Annotated in this window: 24 protein-coding genes; 14 read left to right on the plus strand and 10 right to left on the minus strand. The window is 61.2% G+C overall.

The features are described 5' to 3' along the window. Positions 1-117: 117 nt before the first annotated feature. The 8 genes from ACIQ39_RS08870 to ACIQ39_RS08905 are packed head-to-tail and all read right to left on the minus strand — an operon-like array spanning position 118 to position 7,151. Positions 118-387, minus strand: coding sequence for a EutN/CcmL family microcompartment protein (locus ACIQ39_RS08870; RefSeq protein WP_019427481.1), 270 nt, complete (start codon positions 385-387; stop codon positions 118-120). Further along, the gene (locus tag ACIQ39_RS08875; protein ID WP_396434252.1) at positions 384-1,349 is read right to left on the minus strand and encodes a nuclear transport factor 2 family protein; all 966 of its coding nucleotides are present in this window, start codon (positions 1,347-1,349) and stop codon (positions 384-386) included. The genes ACIQ39_RS08870 and ACIQ39_RS08875 overlap by 4 nt, the downstream gene beginning before the upstream one ends. After that, a complete protein-coding gene (locus ACIQ39_RS08880) occupies positions 1,346-1,960 on the minus strand; it encodes a hypothetical protein (protein WP_396434253.1) in 615 nt (204 codons plus the stop codon). Before ACIQ39_RS08880 ends, ACIQ39_RS08875 begins: the two co-directional genes overlap by 4 nt. A 9-nt stretch (positions 1,961-1,969) precedes the next feature. Further along, positions 1,970-3,475: an aldehyde dehydrogenase family protein gene (locus ACIQ39_RS08885; RefSeq protein ID WP_396434254.1), complete on the minus strand. Its 1,506-nt coding sequence runs from the start codon at positions 3,473-3,475 to the stop codon at positions 1,970-1,972. A gap of 19 nt (positions 3,476-3,494) precedes the next feature. Then, positions 3,495-4,571, minus strand: coding sequence for a TauD/TfdA dioxygenase family protein (locus ACIQ39_RS08890; protein WP_396434255.1), 1,077 nt, complete (start codon positions 4,569-4,571; stop codon positions 3,495-3,497). 37 nt (positions 4,572-4,608) lie between these two features. Then, positions 4,609-5,364 (minus strand): ABC transporter permease, encoded by a 756-nt coding sequence (locus tag ACIQ39_RS08895; protein WP_396434256.1) that lies wholly within the window; start codon positions 5,362-5,364, stop codon positions 4,609-4,611. After that, a complete protein-coding gene (locus tag ACIQ39_RS08900; protein ID WP_396434257.1) occupies positions 5,354-6,118 on the minus strand; it encodes an ABC transporter ATP-binding protein in 765 nt (254 codons plus the stop codon). Before ACIQ39_RS08900 ends, ACIQ39_RS08895 begins: the two co-directional genes overlap by 11 nt. A 34-nt stretch (positions 6,119-6,152) precedes the next feature. Then, positions 6,153-7,151, minus strand: a complete 999-nt coding sequence (locus ACIQ39_RS08905; RefSeq protein WP_396434258.1) for an ABC transporter substrate-binding protein — start codon at positions 7,149-7,151, stop codon at positions 6,153-6,155. Between the two features lie 133 nt (positions 7,152-7,284). Between ACIQ39_RS08905 and ACIQ39_RS08910 the strand changes: the two genes are divergently transcribed. Next, complete coding sequence (locus ACIQ39_RS08910) at positions 7,285-8,016, plus strand: Crp/Fnr family transcriptional regulator (RefSeq protein WP_396434259.1); 732 nt, start codon at positions 7,285-7,287, stop codon at positions 8,014-8,016. A gap of 9 nt (positions 8,017-8,025) precedes the next feature. On the opposite strand, the gene hutC is transcribed toward ACIQ39_RS08910, so the two are convergent. After that, entirely contained in the window at positions 8,026-8,745 is a 720-nt protein-coding gene (gene hutC, locus ACIQ39_RS08915) for a histidine utilization repressor (RefSeq protein WP_396434260.1), read from the minus strand. A 188-nt stretch (positions 8,746-8,933) separates the two neighbouring features. On the opposite strand from hutC, the gene ACIQ39_RS08920 reads away from it, so the two are divergent. The 11 genes from ACIQ39_RS08920 (at position 8,934) to hutG (ending at position 20,855) form a co-directional block, all read left to right on the plus strand. Further along, positions 8,934-10,088: an ABC transporter substrate-binding protein gene (locus ACIQ39_RS08920; protein ID WP_396434261.1), complete on the plus strand. Its 1,155-nt coding sequence runs from the start codon at positions 8,934-8,936 to the stop codon at positions 10,086-10,088. A gap of 15 nt (positions 10,089-10,103) precedes the next feature. After that, positions 10,104-10,967, plus strand: coding sequence for a branched-chain amino acid ABC transporter permease (locus ACIQ39_RS08925; RefSeq protein WP_396434262.1), 864 nt, complete (start codon positions 10,104-10,106; stop codon positions 10,965-10,967). 16 nt (positions 10,968-10,983) lie between these two features. After that, entirely contained in the window at positions 10,984-11,844 is an 861-nt protein-coding gene (locus tag ACIQ39_RS08930; RefSeq protein WP_396434263.1) for a branched-chain amino acid ABC transporter permease, read from the plus strand. Then, a complete protein-coding gene (locus ACIQ39_RS08935; RefSeq protein ID WP_396434264.1) occupies positions 11,841-12,659 on the plus strand; it encodes an ABC transporter ATP-binding protein in 819 nt (272 codons plus the stop codon). Before ACIQ39_RS08930 ends, ACIQ39_RS08935 begins: the two co-directional genes overlap by 4 nt. After that, positions 12,652-13,356: an ABC transporter ATP-binding protein gene (locus ACIQ39_RS08940; protein ID WP_396434265.1), complete on the plus strand. Its 705-nt coding sequence runs from the start codon at positions 12,652-12,654 to the stop codon at positions 13,354-13,356. The genes ACIQ39_RS08935 and ACIQ39_RS08940 overlap by 8 nt, the downstream gene beginning before the upstream one ends. Positions 13,357-13,430: 74 nt before the next feature. Next, on the plus strand, positions 13,431-14,978 hold the full coding sequence (gene hutH, locus ACIQ39_RS08945; protein WP_396434266.1) for a histidine ammonia-lyase: 1,548 nt from the start codon (positions 13,431-13,433) through the stop codon (positions 14,976-14,978). Between the two features lie 50 nt (positions 14,979-15,028). Next, the gene (gene hutU, locus ACIQ39_RS08950) at positions 15,029-16,726 is read left to right on the plus strand and encodes a urocanate hydratase (protein ID WP_396434267.1); all 1,698 of its coding nucleotides are present in this window, start codon (positions 15,029-15,031) and stop codon (positions 16,724-16,726) included. Between the two features lie 42 nt (positions 16,727-16,768). Then, positions 16,769-17,344: a HutD family protein gene (locus tag ACIQ39_RS08955; protein ID WP_396434268.1), complete on the plus strand. Its 576-nt coding sequence runs from the start codon at positions 16,769-16,771 to the stop codon at positions 17,342-17,344. Positions 17,345-17,377: 33 nt separating this feature from the next. After that, complete coding sequence (hutI, locus tag ACIQ39_RS08960) at positions 17,378-18,652, plus strand: imidazolonepropionase (RefSeq protein WP_396434269.1); 1,275 nt, start codon at positions 17,378-17,380, stop codon at positions 18,650-18,652. Next, a complete protein-coding gene (locus ACIQ39_RS08965; protein WP_396434270.1) occupies positions 18,649-20,043 on the plus strand; it encodes a formimidoylglutamate deiminase in 1,395 nt (464 codons plus the stop codon). Before hutI ends, ACIQ39_RS08965 begins: the two co-directional genes overlap by 4 nt. Further along, positions 20,040-20,855: an N-formylglutamate deformylase gene (gene hutG, locus ACIQ39_RS08970; RefSeq protein WP_396434271.1), complete on the plus strand. Its 816-nt coding sequence runs from the start codon at positions 20,040-20,042 to the stop codon at positions 20,853-20,855. The genes ACIQ39_RS08965 and hutG overlap by 4 nt, the downstream gene beginning before the upstream one ends. A gap of 138 nt (positions 20,856-20,993) precedes the next feature. Here hutG and ACIQ39_RS08975 read toward each other — a convergent pair whose 3' ends face one another. Then, positions 20,994-22,130, minus strand: coding sequence for an alkane 1-monooxygenase (locus ACIQ39_RS08975; RefSeq protein ID WP_396434274.1), 1,137 nt, complete (start codon positions 22,128-22,130; stop codon positions 20,994-20,996). Between the two features lie 227 nt (positions 22,131-22,357). On the opposite strand from ACIQ39_RS08975, the gene ACIQ39_RS08980 reads away from it, so the two are divergent. Further along, entirely contained in the window at positions 22,358-23,947 is a 1,590-nt protein-coding gene (locus ACIQ39_RS08980) for a GMC family oxidoreductase (protein WP_396434272.1), read from the plus strand. Between the two features lie 378 nt (positions 23,948-24,325). Beyond that, positions 24,326-25,999, plus strand: coding sequence for a hypothetical protein (locus ACIQ39_RS08985; protein WP_396434273.1), 1,674 nt, complete (start codon positions 24,326-24,328; stop codon positions 25,997-25,999). Positions 26,000-26,102 lie beyond the last annotated feature (103 nt).

Below are 26,102 nucleotides of genomic sequence, written 5' to 3' on the forward strand. Positions count from 1 at the left end.
CCTTTGGTTTCGATCATTCCGATGGCTTGTGACATGAGAGTCTCCTTGAGGGCTTAAAAAAGAAAGGGTTGAGGGAAGGGTTGAGGGAAAAAGTTCAACGCATGGACCGTCATGAGGTCAACGCATCGGTGTGGGGGTGTCGTAGTTGTCCAGCGAGGCGATGATGAGTGCATCGGCCACCACACGCGGGTGGGCCGGGGCGAACCACCAAGCAGCAGGCGCGCCGATGGTGATCATCACGCGCTCGCCAATGCCACAGCCCATGGGGTCGTAGCAGACCACCACGTCCTTGGGGTAGTCCAGTTGCACCTCCAGCAAGGCCCCAGCGGGCAACTCGGGCAGGCGTTTGCTGGCCACGATGCGGCCGATCACGGTTCCTGTTTTCATGGCTTGTTTCCTCGTTCAATGGTGATGCCGCGCTTGCGCAAGGCTTCTTTGCCCAAGGGGGTCATCACCGCCTTGGGGTGCAGCCGAACGGTTTTCACGCTCGGCGGCAGGGTTTTGAGCAACTTCTCGCCGATCACGCCCTTGAGCTCAGGAATGTCCTCGGCGGGGTGGTCGTGCAGATCGCAGGCGTCGCCCTTGCACTCGCAGGCCTTGCCTGCCTTGCACGACGAACAGCAAGCCGCCGGGTCGGTGGCGGTGGTGGCGGCCATGGCCGAAGTGGCTGGGGCCGCGTGTGGGGCAGGGGCAGGTGCTGCAGCGGCCACCGCCATGACGGCCGCTTCGTCCACCCGCATGTCAAAACGCAGCAGGCCCGATTGCGCCGCTTGCAGCAGTGCCGGGCTGGCGGCCAAACGCTTGAACAAATCGGTCAAAGCTTGGGCGTGCGCGGCTGAGCCCACGCGCAAGGGCACCACCACGCCCTGAGGCGCAGTCGCTGGCGCAGCAGCCGGTGCCGCAGCAGCAGGTTTGGGCGCGCCGATCTGCTTCCAATAAGCGTCTTTGACGGCGATCAGACCCTCGCGAATCTGGTACACGTCGGTGCCGTCCAGCGTGACCGATTGGCCACCGGGCAAGGGCACGCCCACCTTGTAGTTTTGCACCACGGTCTGGCCCAGCACCTTCATGTGCGAATCCGAGAACTTGGGGCCTGTGGGGCTGGCAAAGCGCGCCTTCAAGAACGCCAGGCACGCCGCACGGCCATGGAGCACCCGCGCGTCGGGCAAGGTCCACACTACATCGGGGGCAAAGCAGGCCACGATGGCCTCGGCATTCACAGTGGCATAACCGGCTTCAAAGCGGCGCATCAGGGCGGCCACCGAAGCGGGGTCATCCTTGGCTTGGCCCGCCCCCAAAGCCGTGCGCACCTGCGCCCGGATTTGTTCGCGCAAGGCGTCTGCGCTCATGCAGCACCTCCGGCATCTCGGATCACGGCCTCTGCAACAGCAGCGGCGGTGCGCACATCGGATGCGGTGCCCGACAGGTACAAGCGCCCAGCCGGGCCCATGAAGCGGCAGTCGATCAGCTTCACGTGGGCGGCTTTTTCGGCCTCGTTGGCCACCAGCAGCGCATAAGACGAGGTGGTCATCTCCATGATGTAGAGCGACTCACCAGGCAAAAGCATGCTGCCGGACTTGCTGCGGTTGATCAAAAACGCGTGGTAGCCGTCGACCCGGTCAATCACCTTGGAGGCCAAAATTTCGGGCTTGAGCACGCTTTTTTCGCTCACGCCCATGGCTTCGAGCACGGCAGCACCGGCCGACTTGACGGACGAAGAAGACTGGCCGTGGAACTCCAGATAACCGAACTGCCGCTCCACCACCAGGTTGCCGGGCTTGACATCGTCGTGCTTGAGCGCGATGTCGGTCAACCACTCGATGTCCATGCCGGGGGCCACTTCAATGACCATGGCCGCGTCGTTGTGGCGCGGCAAAAAGCCACGGGCCGTCGACCCGAGCAAACACATCAGCTGTGGCTGCAAGCGGTCCAGAAAAATATAACTGCGCAAAGTGGACATGAAAGGCTTTCAGCGAAGGTGTTCGAGTTCTTCCTGCACGATGCGCAGGACCATGGCCTGAAGCTCAGGCGTGAGGGTGGACAACTGGCCTGGGGCCGCTGACACACCGGTTGGCAGTGCCGCGCCCGAAGCCATGGCCCCGGCCCAACCGCCGGGCAGCGGAAAGGCCACGCGTTTCCAGTTGACCAGCAGCTCGGGGCCGACGTTGCAGTCGACCGAGCTTTTGCCCGCGTAACCGGTGCCGATGGTGAAGGTGTAGGGCAAGCCGGTGTTGGCCCCTGTGCTGTCGTGCACCGTGGAGCCGTTGACAACCACGCGGTAATAGTCGAGCGCCGCGCCCCAGACCACCGCCTGCTCGGCCGATGCCGTGTGGATGCCCGAGGTGTGGCCCGCGCCGCTGTGCTGCAGCATGAGGCGCGCCACCTCGATGGCCTGGTCCATGCTCGGCACCACCACGCAGCCCAAGATGGGCGAGAGCTTTTCTTTCAGCAGCACATGGCCTGCTTGCGGGTTGGCGATGGGGCAGACCAGCGCCTGGCCATCTTGCGGCACCTGCACGCCTGCGGCTTGGGCAATCTCAAACGCGGGGCGACCCACCACCTTGCCGTTGAACTTGCCGCCGGGGAAGGCGTGGATTTGAATCTTCTGCGCCTCGTTTTCGGTGCACACATGCGCGCCATGGCGCGCCAGCGCTTGCTGCATTTGGGCTGCGATGCTGGCGTGCAGCAAGAGCACCGAGGGGGCCGAGCAGGGGCTGCCGTGGTCAAAATTCTTGTCCACCACAACGGTTTTTGCTGCCGCCTCGATGTCGGCGCTGGCGTCTACATAAACGGGCACATTGCCCGAGCCCACGCCAATGGCGGGGTTGCCCGAGCTGTAAGCGGCGCGCACCATGGGCGTGCCGCCGGTGGCCAAAATCACGTCGGTGCGGGCATCGCGCATCAGCGCGCCTGTGGCCTCGACGGTGGGGCGGGTCAGGATCTGCAAGGCATGCGCCGGACCACCGGCTTTTTCGATGGCCGCTTGCAGCTCGTGGGTCACGGCGGTGCAGCAAGCCAGCGCCACCGGGTGCGGCGAGATGACCAGCGCGTTGCGCGTCATCAGGCACAAAATGGTTTTGAAAATGATGGTGGCCACCGGCGAGGTGGAGTTGGACAAGCCCACCACCACACCCGCTGGGCGGCCGATCTCGACGATGTGCAGCGCATCGTTGCGGCGCACACCACCCAGAGTCACATTGTCCCAAGCCGTCGGCGTGAGGGTGCAGGCGATCTGGTTCTTGGCGATCTTGTCGGCCACTTTGCCGATGCGGCTTTCGCGCACGGCCCATTCGGCATAAAACTCGGCGCGCGGCAGCAAGGCAGCGGCCACTTCTTTGGCCACGCGTTTGGCTTCTTCGGGCGTCCACAGCGCCAGCGTGGCCGCGGCTTGCCGGGCGCGGCCCAACAAGTCGCGGGCCTCCTGCAAGGCAGCCAGGTCGTGGTCGGCCAGGTCGATGGGCGTGCTGGAACTCATGGCAAAAGGCGTCCCGGGTTCAACGGCGTTGGGCCGCGTTGGCCACCGCGTTCAGGTCCACGCTTTCGAGGGCGCTGAAGATGGCTTCCACCGCCTTTTGTTCACTCGGACTGGCCGCTTGCATGCGGGTGGTGTCGAGCAACTGGCGCATGACCGAAGGCTGGCCGCCTGCAGCAGCACCGGCACCGGCACCGGCACCGGCGCCGGCGCCGGGCTTGAGCGTGGGCACAAAGCTGCCGCAAGTCATGCGCTGGCCTGCGCGGTAGTGCGGCGCGTAGTCGAACACCGCGTAGTGCTGTGTGGCGCAGTTGTCCCACATGGCCAGCGAGTCTTTTTCCCAGCGAAAGCGCACCATGAACTCGGGCTTTTTCACCCACTCGTACAGCATGTTCAGCACCGCCTCGGAAAGGTCCATGTGCATGCCCAGCAGGCGCTTGGTCCAGATCGAGTTGACGAACAAAATCTTGCGGCCGTTGTAGGGGTGCGTGATCACCGCCGGGTGCGACACCGTGGGCGTGTTCTCGATCATCTTGCACTCTTGCTCACTGGCCGTGACCATCATGCCGCTCTTGGCAGAAGCCCGCTTGGCAAAGCGCTCCGCCGCGTTGATGCGGCGAAAGTGCCAAGGCAGGTCATGGTCTGCCTGCAGGCCTTCGAGCATTTGCTGCATGCCGGGGTTGAGCGCGTCGTACGCAGCGCCAGCGTGCATCCACATGGTGTCGCCGCCAGCAGGTGGCAAGTCGGTGATGCGCAAGATCGAGACCATGTTGGGCTTTTTGCGGAAGGTCACGTCGGTGTGCCAGCGGTCGGTCTCGGGCGCTTCGTTGCCTTGGTTGGAGATCAGCTGGATTTGTGGATGGCCTTCGATGTGCGGGAAGAACTCGTGCTGCTCCATCTCGCCAAAGTTCTGGCCCAGACGGATGTAGGCCTCGGGCTTCAGGGCCTGCTTGCGGAAAAACACCACGCCGTACTGCCACAGCGCTTGCTTGATTTCTTCGTAAACGTCTTCTGATCGGGTGGTGTTCAGGTCAACGCCGCTGATCATGCCGCCGATGGTGGGCGTCATGGCATCGACTTGGATGTGACGGAATTTCATTGTTTTTTCTCCTTGATGTGGTGTTGGCTCACTGGCTTCATTGCCAGTGCAGCAAGCGGCGTTCGATCCAGTTCATCAGCTTCATGATCAGCACCCCGATGAGCGCCAGATCAAACAGCAGCGACCACACGCCGTTGACGTTGAATGTGGACCCCAGGTAAGCGAGTTGTTGCCCGAGACCCCGCTCGGAAGCAATGACTTCTGCGCCCACCACGCCCAGCAGGGCGTAAATCACACCCAGGCGCAATCCTGAAAACAGCACCGGAACAGCGCCGGGCAAGGTGACCGAGAAAAACATTTGCCGACTGCTGGCACCCAGGGTGCGGGTGAGCGTCACATGGTCCTGGCTGACACCCCGAATACCGGCCACCGTGCTGGACAGCACGATGAAGAAGGTGAGCGACACGCCCAGCGCGATCTTGGAGCCCAGCCCCAAGCCAAACCACAAAATGAACAGCGGCACCAGCGCAATGCGCGGCAGCACATTGAAGGCCGAGATGTAGGGGTCGCAAAAGGCCTCGAACTTGGGCCAGGTGACAAAGGCCAAGCCGGTGACCATGGCAGCGACCGAGCCCATGACAAAAGACGCGAACACGGCCAACAGGGTGTAGCCCAGATCACCCCACAAGCGGGCGTTGCTCAAGTTTTCGAGCGTGAAGCTGAGGATGCCCAGCGGGTTGCCCATGAAACTCGGGTCAATCCACCCGACCCGAGCGCCCCACTCCCACAGCCCCAACACCACGCTCAGGAACAGCGCATGCAGTGCCAAGCTGCGCAGTGTTTCAGCCCTCATGGTGCACCCAGCCTTCTTCGAGGTGTTTCCAGACCTGGGTGTAGGTGTGGTGGAAGTCATCGCTGGTCTGCAGCTTGCGGATGGAGCGCGGACGCGCCAGTGGCACTTGCACATCGGCCACGATGCGGCCTGGACGCGAGGACATCACCATCACCCGGTCGGCCAGTGCCACGGCTTCTGACAAGTCGTGCGTCACAAACAGCACCGTGCGGTTGCCGTCTTGGCACAGCTGCAGCAGCAGGTCTTGCAGCTGGAGTTTGGTTTGCGCGTCCAGCGCGCCAAAGGGCTCGTCCATCAAGAGCAGGGGCGCGGGCATGGCAAAGGTGCGGGCCAAAGCCACGCGTTGGCGCATGCCGTGCGACAAGGCTTTGGGCAGTCGGTACTCAGACCCACCCAGCCCGACTTGCTTGAGCATGACAGCGGCCCGTTCACGCGCATCGGCCATGGGCACACCCCGAACTTTCAGGCCAAAGGCGGCGTTGTCCAGCGCATTGAGCCAGGGAAACAGGCTGTCGCGCGCCAACATGTACGCCACCTTGTGGCTGCCCAGCGTCGGCTGTTCGCCCGCCACCAACAGATGCTGACCAACTGGCAAATCGACCAGCCCCGCGCACAGGTTGAGCAAGGTGGTTTTGCCACAGCCGCTGGGCCCTGCGAGCGCGACAAACTCCCCGGCCTTGACGTGCAGGTTTACGCCCTGCAACACCAAGTGGGTGCCGTCAAAGCTGAGGTCGATGCGCTGTGCGTCGATCATGCATGTGCCCTGGTGAGCTCGCTGTTGTTGGCGTTCAGGGCAAGACTGCGGGGGCCATGTCCACTTTGGCGGGCAAGAGCTTGTTTTCGCTCATGGCATTGGCCACCGCCTGCATGGCGGGCACGGTGCCACGGGCCTTGAAGTTGCCGATGGAGTTGCGCAGGCTGACCTCAGCGATCTGGTCTGCGTTGGGCAATTGCAGGGCAAAGGTCTTGCGCAGGATCTCCAGCGTCTTGCCGAAGTTGGTCGGGTTGGCGATGAAGGCCTCCGACAAGTCCAGCATCTTGCGGATACCGGCCACCGTTTGCGGATTGGCCGCGGCCCATTCGGTCTTCACCGCCATGGTGCCAGCGCCGCCCCGGGTCGCCAGCATGCTCTTGGGGCCTTGGCCTTTGCGCGGGTCGACCACCAAGCGGCAGGCTTTCAGCACCTCGCACATGCCATCGGTGGGCGGGAAGGTCATGATCAAATCGACTTGGCCGCGCGTGAGCGCAGGAAAGGCGGTGTCGGGCGCACCCACGGCCACAAAGGTCACGTCGTTGGCGGTCAGGCCCGCATCGGCCAGCATGTCGATGACTTGGAATTCAGCGCCCGAGCCACGCTGGGTCACGCCGATTTTTTTACCCTTGAAGGACTTGACCACGCCGGGATAGCCTTCTTTTTCGGTTTCCAATTCGGTTTTGGCACCTGCGGCCATGAAAAACACCGGGTCAACGAAACCTGCACCAATGATGGTGATGGGGGCCTTGCGGGCCACGGCAGCCACCGCCACTTCGGTCGGACCAAAAAACACCTCGATGTCACCGGAGAGCATGGTCTGCATGCCCAATGGTGCGGCGGGTATCGTGCGCAGTTCGCAGCGAATGCCCGCTTCCTGGCAAAAGCCTTGTTCTTGGGCCACACGCACCAACAGGTTGCCGGTGCCCGGATAGTCCTGAAAGCGCACCACGGACTGCGCCATGGCGCTGGCGCCGAGTGTCAAAGCGATCGCACCCAGAGTGGTGCGTACAAATGCAGGGGCAGAAAATTTCATGTCGTCTCCAATGGGGTTCTTTGACTTGATCACCGTCAAGCTCGGTCTGCTTGATTTGAATCCGCGCACAATGGGCAAATTGTTTCTGTTGTGACAATTTAAGGGAAAGCACTGAAAAACCTCTCGCCTCAAAATGAAAGACACCATGCCTTTGCCGCCCACCCGTGGCTTCAAATCCAAGCCAGGCACAGTGCGCCAGCCGGCCCACAAAGCGCTCGATGCCGACGTGTTCACCAAGGTTTGGGCCGAAAACTCGGCCCTGACCGAGCGTTCGGCCAAAGCCTTGCACAGCGTGGGCGTGCTGCGCCCATGGACCGAAGGGCAAGTGGTGCTCAGCCGAGGCCAAGCCACCGCAACGGCCTTGCTGCTGGTCAAGGGGCGTTTGCGGGTGAGTGTGACCACGCCCGAAGGCGAAGAGCAGTTGCTGCGCTGGATGCTGCCCGGTGAAATCTCGGGCCTCAGTTCGGTGTTTGCCGAAACCACCTACCCCGCCGACCTGGTGGCCGTGGGCAGCACCCAGGTGCTGCACATCGAGCGCAGCCGCTTGGTGGACCTGATCACCCGTGACCCGGCCGTGGCGGTGGATTTGTTGCGCATCTTGGGCCTGCGCATCAACCAGTTGTTTGACACCCTGGCAGACCGGGGCATGCACAGCTTGGAACAACGCGTGTGGGCTACGCTGGAGCGCATCGCCAAATTCAACAGCGTGGCCGTGCCCGACGGTGTGATGCTGCGCGTGAGCCAGTCCGACCTGGCCCAAGCCGCATCCGCATCACGCCAGCGCGTCAACCAGCAGCTGCGGCACTTGCAAAATCAGGGCCTGATCCGCTTGGGCTACCGCAACATCGTTTTGCTGCGCAAGTGAGACTGACCGTCAAAAATGACCGGTGAAGCGGTAGCGTGAAGCGGGATGCCACAGCATGGCCACCGATGCCACTTGCCCCATCGATTGGGTTTGCCGGTGCAACACCAGGCACGGCTCGGTGGCGGGGATGTTCAGCATTTCCGTGATGTGCGAGGGCGGTATGCAGGCCTCAATGTCAAAGCGCACGCCCTGCAAAGGCGCTGTGCGCATGAGGTAGGCATTGGGCGTCAAGCTGCTGAAGTCTTGCGCCATGTAGTCCGGGGCCACACTGGGGTTGACATGCCTGTCCTCCACCTGGATGGGCTGCTCATTTTCAAAGTGAACCACCACCGAGTGAAACACCATTTGGCTGGATTTCAAGCCAAATTGTCGGCCCAGCACTTCCCCGACTTTGACGCGCTCTAGGCAGTGGAGTTCGCTGCGGTGTTGATGGCCGCGAGCCGCGATCTCGTCGGCAATGTTTCGGATTTCAACCAGCGTCGATTGGTACTTGTGCTGCGCCACGTAGGTGCCTGAGCCTTGGATGCGTTTGACGATTTGCTCGTCTGACAACTCCCGAATAGCGCGGTTGACTGTCATGCGTGACACACCAAATTCACGTGCCAAGCTTTCTTCGGCCGGTATGGCGTCGCCATCGGTCCACGCCCCCTCACGGATCTTGGACAAGACATGGTCCTTGATGATCTGATAGGCGGGTTGGCGTTTGATCGGCAAATTTATGGTGGGCATTTTTAGGTGTTTTCCCGTAGATGCTGGATTGAGCATTGACATGAATCTTAGCTCTAACTACATTCTGACTTGCACAGTTGTATAGACAATATTTTCTCAATGCCAATATTTGTCTATACAAACATGCAATTTAACAAGTTTTGAAAAGCCGACTTCAAAGCAACGCCATCACCCGAAAGGACTTGACCATGACATTCCGCACTGCTCGTTTTTCTTTGCTGACCGTCGCTGCTGCGGTGGCGCTTTTTACCGCACCTGCTTGGGCACAACTCAAGATAGGCTTTAACGTCCCATTAACAGGTTTTGCAGCAGCAGATGGCAAATCAGCATTAGAGGGTGCCAAATTGGCGGTTGCTCAAGCCAATGCCAAGGGCGGTGTTGCAGGACAACAATTGGAACTGGTGGTTTATGACGATCAGGCCACGCCCAAAGAGGCTGTGCCATCGGCCACCCGAATGGTTGAAAAAGACAACGTGGTGGTGGCTGTGTCAGGCTCCTATTCGGGCTCTACACGCGCAGCCGCCACCATTTTTCAACGCGCTCAGATTCCCTATGTCGTGGCTTACGCCATCCATCCAGACATCACCTTGGCTGGCGACTACATGTTTCGGGTCTCCGCCATGGGTGAAGTGCAAGGCCGTGGCGGTGCCAAGCTGGTGCAAAACTTGGGCAAGAAAAGGGTTTTGCTGGTCACCTTGAAGAACGATTTTGGTCAGGCGCTCGCAGCCGGATTCAAAGATGCTGCACCCAAACTCGGTCTGACCATCATCAACGAATACGAATATGGCATGCCTGATCGCCAGTTTGGCCCGCTGGTCAGCAAGATCAAGTCCGACAACCCCGAGATCATTTACGCCTCGGGCTACTTTTTCACAGCAGGGCCACTGGTCAGCCAGATACGTGCCGCTGGTATCACTGCACCCATCATCGGCCAAGAGGGCTATGACTCCGACAAGTTCATTGAAATCGCAGGTCCCGCCTCTGAGGGAACCTACATCACCACCTCTTTGGACAGAGATTCCACGGCACCTGCCACCGTCGCTTTTCTGGCCGACTACCGCAAAGCCACCAACTTGGGGGCCGACATGGTGGCCGCTTCGTCCTTCACGGCCACAGCGGTGGCGATTGAGGGCTTGAGAAAATCGGGTGGCAAAGGCGGTGCTGCGTTGCGTGACGCGATCGCGTCGGGCAGCTACGACATGCCCATTGGCAAGCTGGAATTCAATGACCTGCACGAAGTGAAAAAAGACATCCAGGTGCAAATCGTCAAAGACAAAGCCTTCCGCCGCCATTCGGTCATTTCAGACCCTGTGCTGCTGGCCCCGCCTACCAAAGCCAAATAAGCCAGGAACACCAGCATGCTTGCGATTGAACTCGTCGCGCAGGGCCTGATTCAAGGCAGCATCTACGCCCTTGTGGCGCTGGGGCTGACCTTGGTGTATGGTCTTTTGCGCATTCTTCATGTGGCGCACGCGGCGCTGTTCACGCTCGGTGGCTATGTCGGTGTGTTGGTGTGCAACGCCAGTGGCAGCTTGGCCTTGGGCTTTTTGATGGCGGCCCTGGTGGCAGGCTTTGGTGGCGTGGCCATGTTCCGATTGGCCTACCAGCCCTTGCTCAGCAAGCCGCCCTTTGTGGCGCTGATTGCTTCCATTGGCTTGTTCATCGCTGCCGAAGAAGCTTTTCGCATCATCTTTGGTGCGCAGGGCATGTCTTTTACCCAACCGGCCTTGCAGCAGCAATTTGTGCTGGGCTGGGGGCTTCAATTCAAGCTGGCCGAGATACTGGTGATGGTCAGCACGGCCTGCCTCATCGGTGTGCTGGCTTGGCTGCAGGCCCGCACGCGTGTGGGCATCGCCTGCCAAGCCACGGTGTCTGACCCGCAAATGGCGCAATCGTTTGGCATTTCTTTGCGCAAAGTGCGCGACATCAATTTCTTCGTGGGCTCGGCTTTGGCAGGGTTTGCGGGCGTTTGGGTCGCTCTGTTGAACAACTTGGTCGAACCCACCATGGGCAGCGTGCCCTCTTACAAAGCCCTGGCGATCATCGTGCTGGGTGGGTTGGGCTCGGTGCCCGGCACGCTGGCCGCAGCGCTGCTGCTGGGTGTCATTGAGGCTTTTGGCACCATTTACCTTGGCGACATTCTTGACCGCAATGCCATCGCGTTCGCCTTTTTGATTGCGGTGCTGATGGTGCGTCCGCAGGGCTTGTTTGCCCGCAGCTGAGCCCAAAGGACTCACCATGAACTACGAAATTTCGATGATCACGACCATGGCCATTGCCGTGATGTTTGCACTCTCACTGAATTTGATCACTGGGTTTTGCGGCCAGATCAGTCTGGGGCATGCCACCTTTCAGGGCATAGGCGCTTACGCCGCCGCCATGCTGGGAAAAGCCGGATGGCCGTTTCTTGCGACGCTGCCTGTGTCCATGGTCTTGGCGGGCCTTCTGGGCGTGATTGTGGGGCTGGCTTCGCTGCGGGTGCGCGCCGACTTTCTGGCCATCACGACCATGGGCGTGGGGTTTCTTTTTGTGGGCATTGTTCGCCAGCAGGAGTTCTTGGGCGGCGAGTTGGGTATTTCGTCGATACCTGACCATGGACTGGGCCGTGTGGGCTTCATGGCCCTGGCCTTGCTCGTGTGTGCGGGCGTGGCGGCGCTCAGTGTGTACATCCAGCGCAGCTGGATGGGTCGGGTGTTCAACGGCATCGCTGAAGACGAGGACACCATGCGGGTGCTGGGCATTGACGTGCCGCGCTACAAGCTGGCGGCTTTTGCCATGGGCACCGCTCTGGCGGGCCTGTCAGGCGCTTTTTACACCTACCACTTGACCTTCATCGGTGCGGAGAGTTTTGGCTTTGTCGAGTCCATCACCGTCTTGTCCATGGTGGTTTTTGGCGGCATTGGCTCTGTGCCAGGCGTGATCCTTGCAGCGGCATTGCTGTCTGTGCTGCCGGCCTGGTTTCAGGTGATCGGCGATTACAAATTGTTGGTGTATGGCGGACTGCTGTTTCTCATGATGCGATTCTCGCCAGGCGGGATGGCGGGTTTGGCAGCACGCTTTTTCCCGACTACATCTTTGCCCAACAGGGGGGAAAAGTGAACCCTCCTACCTCCAGTTCCCCGCTGCTGCAAGTCAATGGGGTCACCGTGCGTTTCGGCGGCTTGACCGCCGTCGACGATGTGTCCTTCGATGTCCACCCAGGTGATTTGCTGGGCTTGATTGGCCCCAACGGCGCTGGCAAGACCACCATGATGCGCGCCATCATTGGTGTGGTGCAACCCACCGAGGGCAGTGTGTTGCTGGGCGGCGAATCACTCAACGGCTTGCCCATTCACAAACGCATCCAACGCGGCATGTCTTTGTCGCAGCAATTGGTACGGCCTTTGCGTGACATCAGCATCCAAGAAAACGTAGCGCTGGCTGCGGCCAGTGACAAGACCATCAGCCCTTGGCGGGCCTTGCTCAATGTCTCCACCGAGCGAGAACTGGCCATTGCCCAGACTGAATTGGCGCGTGTGGGCATCGCCAGCATGGCGGCGCAAAGCCCAGGTATTCAGCCCCTGGGTGTTCTCAAGCGCTTGGAATTGGCGCGGGCGCTGGCGCTCAAACCCCGGCTGCTGCTGCTCGATGAGCCCTTGGCCGGCCTGAACTCTCAGGAAGCGCGTGCGCTGGCAAGCACCATTGCCGAGATCAACCAACAAGGTTTGACCATTGTGCTGATTGAACACAACTTGGGCGAGGTCATGCGCATTTGCCAACGCCTGGTTGTGCTCGACAACGGTAAAAAAATTGGCGATGGCGATCCCCGCGAAGTCATGGCCGATCCGGCCGTGCGCGCAGCTTATTTGGGGGGTGATGCCTTGGGTGCGGCAGAAGCCGAGGGACATGCCAATTTGGAGACACACGGTGCTTGAACTCACTTCCATTTCTTGCGGCTACGGCGCGTTTCAGGCTGTGCACGGCCTGTCGCTTTCCTTGAAGCCGGGCACCATCACCGGGCTTTTGGGCGCCAACGGCGCGGGCAAGTCTTCAACGCTCATGTGCATTGCAGGCCATGTGCAACAACAAGGCGGTGCCATCCATTGGGACGGGCAAGACATTTCAAGCCTGGGGCCCACCGAGCGCGTGCGCCTGGGCATGGCCATCTCGCCCGAAGGCCGTCGCTTGTTCAAAGACCTGACCGTGCAGGACAACCTGCGGGTGGGGGGCATGGTGCAGCCCACTCAGGTGTTTACCCATGACCGAGACCGTGTGCTGGCCTTGTTTCCGCGCTTGGGCGAACGCCTGAACTCCTTGGCGGGCAACTTGTCGGGTGGCGAGCAACAAATGTTGGCCATTGGCCGCGCCCTGATGACGCGCCCCCGCCTGATCATGATCGATGAGTTGTCATTGGGGCTGATGCCCAAGATCATTGACCTTTGCTACCAAGCACTCACACAGCTCAGGCGCGATGGCATGACCGTGCTGCTGGTGGAGCAAAACACCGAGCGTGTCTTGAAAATTGCCGACCACATCTGTGTCTTGGAATCGGGCAGCACCGTGTGGCAAGGCAGTGCTGAAGCGGCCCGCAACGATCCCAAGTTGACTCAAGCCTATTTGGGCATGCATTGACACTGCCCTTCGACATCAAAGGGTGACGCAAAGTACGACGCCCGTTGACCACAGCCCATTGCCCAGACCTGAACATGACACCTGCATTTTTGACATTGATTCCGAGCCAAGTGCCTTTGACCGATTGGTGCGCCATTTACCGAGGCGCCACGCCCACGCTGGACGCGGATTGCCGCGCCGCCGTGCAAGCCAGTGCCGACAGCGTGGCCCGCATCGTGGCCAAGGGCGAGCCGGTCTACGGCATCAACACCGGCTTTGGCAAATTGGCCAGCGTGCGCATTGCGGCCGAAGACCTGGAAACCTTGCAACGCAACATCGTGCTGTCGCACGCCGCGGGTGTGGGCGAGGCCACGCCGGTGGCCATCACCCGGCTGATGATGGCGCTCAAAATCGCCAGCCTGGCCCAAGGCGCTTCGGGCATTCGCCCGGCCACGCTGGCGTTGCTCGAAGCCATGCTGGCCCAAGGCATCATCCCGGTGGTGCCCGGCCAGGGCTCGGTCGGGGCCTCGGGCGATCTGGCGCCGCTGGCCCACATGACGGCGGTGATGATCGGGGTGGGCGATGCCGACACACCCCAAGGCCGCATGCCCGCCGAACAAGCACTGGCCAGCGCGGGCCTGGCGCCCGTGACCTTGGGTCCCAAAGAAGGTTTGGCCCTGCTCAACGGCACGCAATTTTCCACCGCCAACGCCTTGGCCGGTTTGTTCGAGGCCGAGCGCCTGTTCCAGTCGGCGCTGCTCACGGGGGCCTTGGCCACCGATGCGGCCAAAGGATCGGACGCGCCTTTTGACGCCCGCATCCACCGCCTGCGCCAACACCGGGGCCAAATCGCCACCGCCGAGGCCTTGCGACAGTTGCTCAGCGGCAGCGCCATTCGCGCCTCGCATTTGCTGGGCGACGAGCGCGTGCAAGACCCCTATTGCCTGCGCTGCCAACCGCAGGTCATGGGCGCGTGTTTCGATGTGCTGGGCCACGCCGCCCAATTGCTGGAGACCGAAGCCAACGGCGTGTCCGACAACCCGCTGATCTTCAGCGACACCGACGAATCCTTGTCGGGCGGCAACTTCCATGCCGAACCCGTGGCCTTCGCGGCCGACATGATCGCCATGGCCATTTGCGAAATCGGCTCTTTGGCCGAGCGCCGCATCGCCATGTTGGTGGACCCGGCACTGTCGGGGCTGCCTGCTTTCCTCACGCCCAAGCCGGGGCTCAATTCGGGCTTCATGATTCCGCAAGTCACCGCCGCCGCCCTGGTGTCCGAAAACAAGCAACGCGCTTACCCGGCCAGTGTCGATTCGATCCCCACCTCGGCCAACCAAGAAGACCATGTGTCCATGGCCGCGCACGGTGCACGCCGTCTGCTGCCCATGGCTGACAACGCCATGGTGGTGATCGCCATCGAGTGGATGGCCGCGGCCCAGGGCTGCGATTTTCATGCGCCGCTGCGCAGCAGTGCACCCCTGGCCGCCGTCGTGGCTTTGCTGCGCACACGTGTGGCGCACCTGAGCGACGACCGCCACATCCAGCCCGACATGCAAGCGGCCATCGACATGGTCAAAAGCGGCGCCCTGTTGCAGTGCGCATCTCCACACACACGCGATCCTTTGCCCGGCGTGCGCTGAACGCCTGGGCAGCATTTCCATTTCCAACATTCACCCTCAAGGAGTCCTTCATGACCCCCTCCATCGACCCCCGCCTGGACCCAACTCGCGTGGTGCGCGCCCCGCGCGGCAGCACCTTGACCTGCAAAAACTGGGTCACCGAAGCCGCCTACCGCATGTTGCAAAACAACCTCGACCCCGAAGTGGCCGAGAATCCGCAAAGCCTGGTGGTCTACGGCGGCATTGGCCGTGCGGCGCGCGACTGGGCCTGCTTTGACCAAATTTTGGCTTCGCTCAAAGACCTGAATGAAGACGAGACTTTGCTCGTTCAGTCGGGCAAGCCGGTGGGCGTGTTCAAGACGCACGCCAACGCGCCGCGTGTGCTGATCGCCAACTCCAACCTGGTGCCCAAATGGGCCAATTGGGAGCATTTCAACGAGCTCGACCGCAAGGGCTTGTTCATGTACGGGCAAATGACCGCAGGCTCGTGGATTTACATCGGCACCCAAGGCATCGTGCAAGGCACCTTCGAGACTTTTGTGGAAGCTGGGCGTCAGCACTACCACAACGACTGGACAGGCCGCTGGATTTTGACGGCTGGTCTGGGCGGCATGGGTGGTGCGCAGCCCTTGGCCGCCACGCTGGCTGGGGCGTGTTCACTGAACATTGAATGTCAACAAAGCAGCATCGACTTTCGCCTGCGCACGCGCTATGTGGACAAGCAGGCCAAAGACCTGGACGAGGCCTTGGCCTTGATCGCGCAGCACACCGCCGCCAAAGAAGCCGTGTCGATTGCCTTGCTGGGCAACGCCGCTGAGGTCTTGCCCGAGTTGGTGCGCCGCGCCAAGGCGGGTGGCATGCGCCCTGATCTGGTGACCGACCAAACCTCGGCGCACGATTTGATCAACGGCTATTTGCCCCCCGGCTGGACCGTGGCGCAGTGGAAAGCCGCCCAGCACGACCCTGCACAACATGCCCGCTTGACGGCCGATGCCTCACAAGGCTGCGCCACCCAAGTGCAAGCCATGCTGGATTTTCAGGCCATGGGCATCCCCACGGTGGATTACGGCAACAACATCCGCCAGGTGGCCTTGGACCACGGCGTGGAAAACGCCTTTGATTTCCCCGGTTTTGTGCCCGCCTACATCCGCCCCATGTTCTGCGAAGGCAAGGGCCCGTTCCGCTGGGTGGCCTTGTCGGGTGACCCCGAAGACATCTACAAAACCGACGCCAAGATCAAAGAGTTGTTTCCCACCAACACCCACACCCACCGCTGGCTGGACATGGCGCGCGAGCGCATCCGCTTTCAGGGCCTGCCTGCGCGCATTTGCTGGCTGGGTTTGGGCGAGCGGCATGTGGCGGGCCTGGCCTTCAATGAGATGGTGCGCACCGGCGAGTTGAAAGCGCCGATCGTGATCGGTCGCGACCACCTGGACACCGGCTCTGTGGCCAGCCCCAACCGCGAGACCGAAGCCATGAAAGACGGAACAGACGCTGTGAGCGACTGGCCACTGCTGAACGCTTTGCTCAACACCGCAGGCGGTGCAAGTTGGGTCAGCCTGCACCATGGTGGCGGCGTGGGCATGGGCTATTCGCAACACTCGGGCATGGTCATCGTGGCCGATGGCACCGACGCTGCTGCCGAGCGCTTGGCCCGCGTGTTGGTCAACGACAGCGGCTCGGGTGTGATGCGCCACGCCGATGCCGGCTACGAGCTGGCAGTGGCCACCGCCAAAAAGCAGGGACTGAAGTTGCCCATGATCAAATAAACCCTGTGGGCGCCTGTTGCGCCTGCTGGTTTATTCAAGCCCATGACACTGCACCGATTCGATGTTCAGGATGTGCCCGCCATGCCCTGGAAAAACGGCGGCGGTGTGACGCGCGAGATCGTCTGCATGCCGCCCGGCGCAGGCATGGGCGATTTTGATTGGCGTGTGAGCATTGCGCACATTGCGGGTGACGGGCCGTTTTCAGCTTTCCCTGGCATTGACCGCGTCATCACCCTGCTCAGTGGCGGCGGTGTCCACTTGCTGGGCGATGACGGGCTGGTCAACCACCGCTTGGACACGCTGCTTTCGCCCTTCGCGTTCGCGGGCGAAGCGGCCATCCACGCCCGTTTGTTGGCGGGCGACTGTCACGACTTCAACCTCATGACCCGGCGCGCTGTGTGCAGCGCATCGCTGCAGGTCTTGCGCAGCGCCTGCGAGTGGCCTGTCGCCGCGCAGGGCTTGTTGATGGCGGTGCAAGGCAGCTGGCGCTTGGAAGGCCCCAGCACTCACACGCTTTTGCCGCAGCAAGGCTTGTGGTGGTCGGAGACGGACACGCCTTGGCGACTGTGCCCGCAAAGCCCCGATGCGGCCCTTTTGGCTTTGAACATCACGCATTGAACTTCACTCCTTGACGCTGGACCTTCCAAGACCATGAACGCTTCCATCACTGCCCCCACATGGCCAAGCGCCGACGGCGTTTGGCACCACCTGCACTTGGCGCCTGAGGCCTTGGGGGCTGGCGCGCCAGGCGTGGCTGATGCGGCCATCGTGGTCGAGCGTGGGGCCATCGCTTGGGTGGGCGCCCACGCCAACTTGCCAGCCGCTTACCGGCAACTGCCCACACACGAGGGCCACGGCGCTTGGGTCACGCCAGGCCTGGTCGACTGCCACACGCACCTGGTGTACGGCGGTCAACGCGCCAACGAATTCGCCATGCGCCTGGCGGGGGCCAGCTACGAAGAGGTGGCGCGTGCCGGGGGCGGCATTGTGTCTAGCGTCAAGGCCACACGCGCTTTGAGTGAAGACGCTTTGTTTGACGCGGCTGTGCCGCGTTTGCAGGCCTTGTTGGCCGAAGGCGTTTGCGCCATCGAGATCAAGTCGGGTTATGGCCTGAGCCTGGAACACGAGCGCAAGCAACTGCGCGTGGCCAGGCGTTTGGGGCAAGCGTTTGGCGTCACCGTTTGCACCACGTTTTTGGGCGCACACGCCTTGCCGCCCGAATACGCGGGGCGCAGCGACGACTACATCCGCTTGGTGTGTGAAGCGATGCTGCCCGCCTTGGCCGACCAAGGCTTGGTGGACGCGGTCGATGTGTTTTGCGAAACCATTGGCTTCTCCCTGGCCCAAACCGAGCAGGTGTTCCAAGCCGCGCAAGTGCTGGGCCTGCCGGTCAAGCTGCATGCCGAGCAGCTGTCGGACATGGGCGGCTCGGCGCTGGCGGCGCGTTTTGGCGCGCTGTCGTGCGACCACATCGAACACCTGAGCGCCGAAGGCATTGCCGCCATGCGGCAAGCGGGCACCGTGGCGGTGCTGCTGCCCGGCGCTTACTACACCCTGCGCGACACCCACCTGCCGCCCATTGCCGCCTTGCGCGCTGCGGGCGTGCCCATGGCCGTGTCCACCGACCACAACCCCGGCACCTCCCCCGTGCTCAGCCTGGTGCTGATGATGAACATGGCCTGCACGCTGTTTCGACTGACCGTGCCCGAGGCACTGGCCGGCGTGACGCGGCATGCAGCCCAGGCACTGGGCCTGCAGGCCACACATGGCAGCATCGCTGTCGCTTGCCCCGCCAATTTCGTGCTCTGGCCGGTGGGCGATGTGGCCGAACTCGCCTATTGGCTGGGCCAGCGGCCGGCCTGCAGCGTGGTGCGCCAAGGCCGTTTGGCGGTCGACGGCATGGGCTTGCAACGGAGCGCGGCATGAACGAGCGCAGCCTGTTTGCCGCGCACGCTTTGTTGCCCACAGGTTGGGCGCGTGATGTGGAGCTGTCGTGGAACGCGCAAGGCGTGTTGACCGAGGTCAAGACCGATGCCGCCTGTCCGGCAGGCACCCTGCAAGCCGCAGGCCCCTTGTTGCCCGGCATGCCCAACCTGCATTCGCACGCGTTTCAACGGGCCATGGGTGGCCTGACCGAATACCGGGGTGCTGCACAAGACAGTTTCTGGAACTGGCGCAGCCTGATGTACCGCTTTGCCGCCGCCATCACGCCCGAACAACTCGAAGCCATCGCCACCGGCTTGTATGTGGAGATGCTGGAGGCCGGTTACACCAGCGTGTGCGAATTCCATTACCTGCACCACGACCACAACGGCCGCCCCTATGCCGACGATGCCGCCTTGTCGATGTGCCTGCTGCTGGCCGCTGCCCGTGCGGGCATGGGCCTGACCTTGTTGCCTGTGCTGTACCAAACCAGTGGCTTTGGCGCTGCCCCGCCCAGCGAGGGCCAGCGGCGCTTCATCCGCTCGACCGACAACATGCTGGCTTTGCTGCACAAGCTCCAACCCTTGTGCCAAGCACAAGGCGCGCGCCTGGGCCTGGCACCCCACTCTTTGCGCGCCGTGCCGCCCGGCAGCTTGCGCGACGCCCTGGCCGGTTTGCATGCCATGGACGCCACGGCCCCGGTGCACATCCACATTGCAGAACAAACGGCCGAGGTCGATGCCTGCCTGGCCTGGAGCGGCCAGCGCCCGGTGCAGTGGCTGCTGGACCACGCCCCGGTGGATGGCCGCTGGTGCCTGGTGCATGCCACCCACATGAGCGCTGAAGAAAGTGCCCACGCCGCCCGCACCGGCGCTGTGGCGGGCCTGTGCCCCAGCACCGAGGCGAATTTGGGCGACGGTATTTTTGATGCAGGCAGCTGGCTTGCAGCCGGTGGGCGCTGGGGCGTGGGCTCGGACAGCCACACCTGTGTGAATGCGGCCGAAGAGCTGATGCTGCTGGAATACACCCAGCGCCTAGCCACGCGCCAACGCAATGTGCTGGCCACCACCGAGCAGCCTTCGGTCGCCACCGCCATGACACTGGCGGCTGTGGCCGGCGGTGCCCAGGCCAGTGCGCGCCCAGTGGCCGGCTTGGCCGTGGGCCAGCAGGCCGACATGGTGGCGCTGGACGCTGGGCACCCATTGCTGCGCGATCTGCCGACGCCCGAGGCCATGTTGTCGGCCCATGTGTTTGCCAGCCACCGCCAATCGGCCTTGCAACAGGTGTGGGTGAGGGGGCGCTTGCTGGTTCAATCGGGTCGTCACGCCTTGCACGACAGCGCCCTGAGCGGAGGCGTGGCCGCACGTCAACAATTGCTGAAGAACACACCATGAGCTTTCAAACCACAGTACCTCCCTTTCGTTTTCGCCAGGGCACACGCCCCTTGCTGATTTCGATGCCGCATGTGGGCACGCATCTGCCGCCTGCCTTGGCCGCGCGCTTGACCGACGAAGGCCAGCGCGTGCCCGACACCGATTGGCATTTGGAGCGGCTGTATGACTTTGCCGACGCGCTGGGGGCCTCGGTGTTGGTGGCCACACATTCACGTTACGTGATCGACCTGAACCGCCCGCCCGATGGGGCCAGCCTCTACCCCGGACAAAGCGTCACCGGCCTGTGCCCGGTAGACTTGTTTGACGAGCAGCCGCTGTACCGCGACCCGCTGGACGTGCCGGATGAGGCCGAAATCGCCGAGCGCCGTGAAGCCATCTGGCAGCCCTACCACACGCAGTTGGCCCAAGAGCTGGCGCGTCTGCGCGAGGTGCATGGCGTCGCCGCCTTGTGGGACGCGCATTCCATCCGCTCTGTGGTGCCGCGCTTTTTTGACGGCCAACTGCCCGACCTGAACTTGGGCACGGCCAACGGGGCCAGCTGCAGCCCTGTGCTGGCCGAGCAGTTGCTGGCGATTGGCCAAGCCGCACCGGGTTACACCGCCGTGCTCAACGGCCGCTTCAAGGGCGGGCACATCACCCGCCAGCACGGCAAGCCGGCGCAAGGCATCCATGCGGTGCAGCTGGAGATGACGCAATGCACTTACATGCAGGAAAGCTGGCCCTTTGATTATTTGCCCGAGGTGGCAGCGGGTGTGCAAGCGCCTGTGCGGCGCATGCTGGAGGCGGTGCTGGCGTTTGTCGAATCTCATTGATCCGGTTTGATTTTGTAGGAGCCCACCCCTGTGGGCGATGGTTTGCAGAGCGTGTTTAACGCCCATCGCCCACGGGGTGGGCTCCTACAAAAAGCCATCCCTTGGATGTTGTTCAAAACATCAAAGGGGCCAGAACAATCAGGCCCAGCGCCGCATGAGCTTTTGCCGAGCCGACGCTTGCACATTCACCAAACCCAAGTCGCCGCCATGGTGCGCCATCACGCGGCGGTCCATCCAGGCAAACCACAGGGGCGGGCAATAGGCCACCGAGATCATGGTGGCGTAGCCTGCGGGCAGTTGTGGTGCGCTGGCGAAATGCCGCAGCGCTTGGTAGCGCCGGCTGGGGTGGGCGTGGTGGTCTGAGTGCCTTTGCAATTGGTAGAGCAAGAGGTTGCCCACCAAGTGGTTGCTGTTCCAAGAATGCTCGGGCTCGCAGCGCACATAGCGCCCGGCTGTGTCTTTTTGCCGCAGCAATCCGTAGTGCTCCACATAGTTCACCACTTCCAGCATCGAGGCCGCGTAGACACTTTGTAAAACCAAAAAAGGCAACACAGCCCAACCCAGCCACGCCACCAGCGCGCCGAAAAACAGCAAGCTCAAGCCCCAGGCTTGCAGGTTGTGGTTTTGGTAGTGCCAAACACGGTGGCCTTGTAGCTTCAAGCGCTCGCGCTCCAGCGCCCAAGCCGATTGCAAGCTGCCCCACACCGAGCGCGGCAAAAAGGCCCAAAAGCTCTCGCCCATGCGCGCACTCGCCGGGTCTTCGGGTGTGGCCACGCGTTTGTGGTGCCCTCGGTTGTGCTCGACAAAAAAGTGGCCATACGCACTGGGCGCCAAAGCAATCTTGGACAGCCACCGGTCCAGAGACTCTTTTTTGTGGCCCAACTCGTGCGCGGTGCCAATGCCAATGCCGTTGATCGCCCCCACCGTGAGCACCAAGGCGGCATAGCCTATCCAAGCCAAGGGTTGGGAGACCGCAATCCAAGCACCCAGCACCGTGCCGATCATTTGCAAAGGCACATAGGCCCAGACCAAGGCGCGGTAAAACAGGTCTTGGTCGAGCTGCGCCACTGCCGATTCGGGCGGGTTGCTGAAGTCCTCGCCCAACACGCGGTCAAGCACCGGCAACAACACATGGATGACCAGCGGGGCCAGCAACATGCACCACCATGCGCCTGTCCAGACAAAGGCCAGCAAGGAACCGGTGAAGGCCAGCGGGATGGCGGGGCTCAGCAACCACCACCAACGCTTGTCTTGCCAAGCCTGTTCGAGCGCCACGGCTGGGCTGCTCATGGGTGCGGCCTGCCGAGGCGCTTAGGGTCAAAAAACTCAAGGACGGTCCGCATCACTTGTCTCCCAATGTGCTGCCATTGTGAGGGGTGTTGGGGCCACCGAGATGTCGCCATGGCGAGCGGTTTGCTGGGAAAAACCCTGATGCCAACAAGACAGGCCGCGACACGCTTGCCCCCTTACATTGGATGCACACAGCATTTGGGGGAGACTTCATGGAATTTGACTACGTGATCGTGGGCGGCGGCTCGGCCGGCTGTGTGCTGGCCAGTCGCCTGAGCGAAGACCCTGCTGTGCAGGTCGCCTTGATCGAGGCCGGGCCGCCCGACACCAGCGCCTTGATCCACTGCCCGGCGGGCATCGCGCTCATGGCGCGCACCGAAATCGTTTCACAAGGCCTGAGCACCGTGCCGCAGCCCGGCTTGCTGGGGCGCCGTGGTTTTCAGCCGCGTGGCCGCACCTTGGGAGGCTCCAGCTCCACCAACGCCATGGCCTACATTCGCGGCCAACAGCTTGACTACGACACCTGGGTCCAGATGGGTTGCACGGGTTGGTCCTGGGCCGAGGTCTTGCCCTACTTTCTGAAGGCCGAGCACAACGAGCGCATCCACAACGAATGGCACAGCCAAAACGGCCCCTTGAACGTGGCCGATCTACAAAGCCCCAATGTCTTCAGCCACCGCTTTGTCGAGGCGGGTGTACAAGCGGGCTTGCCCCTCACCACCGACTTCAATGGCCCGACACAAGAAGGCGTGGGCCTGTACCAAGTCACGCAGAAAGCGGGCGAGCGCTTCAGCGCCGCCAAGGCCTACCTCACGCCCAACCGGGGCAGACCCAACTTGCACGTCATGACCGGCGTCACGGTGGACCGCATTGGCCTGGTGGAGGGCGTGGCGCGGCAGGTGCACACCGTGCAGGGCGGCCAGGCCCAGACCGTGACGGCCCGGCGCGAAATCATTTTGAGTGCGGGCGCTTTCCAGTCGCCCGCCATCCTCATGCGTTCGGGCATCGGGCCTGCCGCGCATTTGCAAAGCCTGGGCATCGCGGTGCTGCGCGACTTGCCCGGCGTGGGCGAAAACCTGCACGACCACCCCGACGCGGTGCTGGTGGCCGATGCGCCGGGACACACCGATTTGCTTGGCGTGTCACCCAAAGGCGCGTGGCAGACCTTGCAAGCCCTGTGGGCCTGGCGGCAACACCGCAAGGGGCGATTGACCACCAACTTTGCCGAGGGCGGTGCGTTTTACAAAAGCCGTGCTGAGGAGGCGCACCCGGACATCCAGCTGCACTTTGTGGTGGCCAAACTGGTGGACCATGGCCGTCAACTGACGCTGGGCCACGGCTATTCACTGCACGTGTGTTTGTTGCAACCCGACAGCCGTGGCCGCGTGCAACTGGCCAACCGCCACCCGAACAGCGCCCCGCTGATTGACCCACAGTTTTTGAGTGCGCCGCGTGACCTGCAGCGCCTGCGCGATGGCGTGCGCCAAGCCCAGCGCATCTTGGCCCAACCCGCCTTGGCCGCTTATGGCAAAGAGTGGGCAGCGTCTGCCGAGGCACACACCGACGAACAACTCGAACACTGGATTCGGCAAAACGCCGACACCGTGTACCACCCGGTGGGCACCTGCCGCATGGGCCAAGACGGCATGGCGGTGGTGGACGCGCAACTGCGCGTGCACGGTGTGCCCGGCCTGCGCGTGGTCGACGCCTCGGTCATGCCGCGCATCGTGAGCGGCAACACCAATGCCCCGACCATCATGATCGCCGAGAAGGCGGCGGATTGGATTCGCGCGGGGCGTTGAGGCTTTTCACCAAGCAGCGTGAGGGTGTGAAGCTCGGTTTTGTGTTGTTCTTTGCCGTGGCGTGCTTCTGAAAAGCCTTGAGCGCACCAAAACAATTTGTAGTTAATTTTTCGTATTTATTTCGGTATAGTGAAGCGCTTCACGCCTGCTGCGCTGGAGGGTGCGGGAGGGAGGTTGCGAGGGGCTGGGTGCCGGGTTGGGTCTTTTTTTATATCCGCATGTAAAAAATACAGTGACTGGGTTGAAGCCCACGGCACAAGTCAATTGCAACCATTTCAACAAAAAGATGTATCGACACGGACCGGGTGTATCAATCGGGTTTTGCGGTCTACATCACGTTGGGCCTATCTAAATATGCCTCCTCGAAAGATTACGAAGATGAGACTCCTTGCCTTGTTATTGTGCGTGCTGCTTTCTGTTGAAATTCAGGCAAGCAATGAAAGCAGCGTCAATGGAACATGGGTAGCAGATATCGAGGCAACGGAACGCTCTATATTGGAGTCGGCCCCACGGAAGGATGCAATAGAGATCGCACGAAGTTTCATTGCGATAGGCGGGTACCTCGCCTTCAGCATGCTTGTGATCGAGGATGACTTTGCTACTTATGCCGTATACGGTGACACGATAAAAGAAGGCAAACAGTTCAAGCTAATCTCAGAGAATCAGGCAGAAAGAAAGTACATTCAGAGCGATAAAAATTCGTCCAAAGTCGAACTCACCGTCACCGTTCTAAACAACGAATACATACGAGTAAGCCAACGGAACGACCCACTCGGACTAGTCATGCTATGGAAACGCGCTTCACCTCAGCCGATAAGAACAAGCGAGTCCCTACAGGCGCACTTATCCGTATGGCAAACGTCAATGGAGAAAATCAAGAACCACCTCTTTGCTCAGGACATTCAGCAAACGGAACCCACACCCCCTAAGCGCTGGAGCGAAGATGTAGTGCTCCAGGATGGACGACGTATCAGAGTCGATCGGGAGGTGAGTTACACGTTCAAGCATTCGATAGGCGATGCCGGAAGTGGTTTTTCAGTTTTCAAGAACAAACTTAGTAACCACCGCCTTCAGTTCAAGAACCCGGATACTGGGAGAATCATTGCCTGGAAAGTCGATTCATTATTCACCCCCGTGCTCCTGGACTTGATAGATGGGACTCCATATCTCGTGTTGTCGGCCCGACCTACCAAAGAGACAGAGCGCATTTATGGGTGTACCGAATTGCCATTTATATACCTTCAATACGACACTAAGTTACAGACTAAATGGCGGTCAGTTCCAGAAGATCATGCCCCAAGTGCCTTGAAGAGCGCCAATCTGTCATTCGCCGAAGAGAAAAAAATGAAAGACCACTTGTCAGTCGAGGAAGTTAAGGAGACGATTGCTGAAAAAGAAAAATCGTCCGCTAGATTCATCCAGCGCGAAATCCCAAGAGACTATGGCGAGTGGCGCTATCAATACAAAAACAGTTATCGCAATGAGCGGAGACGAGATGACTGCCGCCCCCTGCGCACACCATTGCCGCCAATGGCATTCCCAGCTCCGACAGAAGGGTCGCCGGAAGTCCTTGAGACCACTGACTACATACCGGATCGCATAGCTATCGGTGATGACTGGTCGAGCTTTGTATTCGATGGAAAACGCGAAGGCGCATGCAAGAGTCTATTCAGGCCCACTGATCCTGACGATCACATGCAAGGCCAGCGATTTGTTAAGGACAGATCTGGGAATAAACCAGCACCATATTCACGGAATGTTCAATTCAACATGGGAGTCCGTGTGCTTTGCGATGATGACTATGTTTGGTTTGTCACTCACCAGGAAGAGCCGGGTAAGATCGTCATTTCAAAATTCACAGCCACCGGTGATCTTGTTTTCCGAACCAGTTTTCGCAACCCTGATCGAGTAGAAGGCTTTACTGGCCACATTCGCATCCCGAGTTTGCGATCAGAGCGTGGTTATCTATATTTTGATTGGCTTGATTTTCGGAATATCAAAGACGAATGGCACATCAAGCGATGGTTGAAGATGCGAATGAGTCGTCCCTGAGAAACCCCTGAAACCCGCATGAATGCTAGCTTTCAGGGTCATTCCCAATGTTCAAAACTCCCACATTGATATTCAATGGAGCCTGTTTTCTGGGAGTTCTTGA

It is taken from the genome of Limnohabitans sp. (assembly GCF_044361645.1).
In the GTDB taxonomy this organism is placed as follows: Bacteria; Pseudomonadota; Gammaproteobacteria; order Burkholderiales; family Burkholderiaceae_C; genus Limnohabitans_A.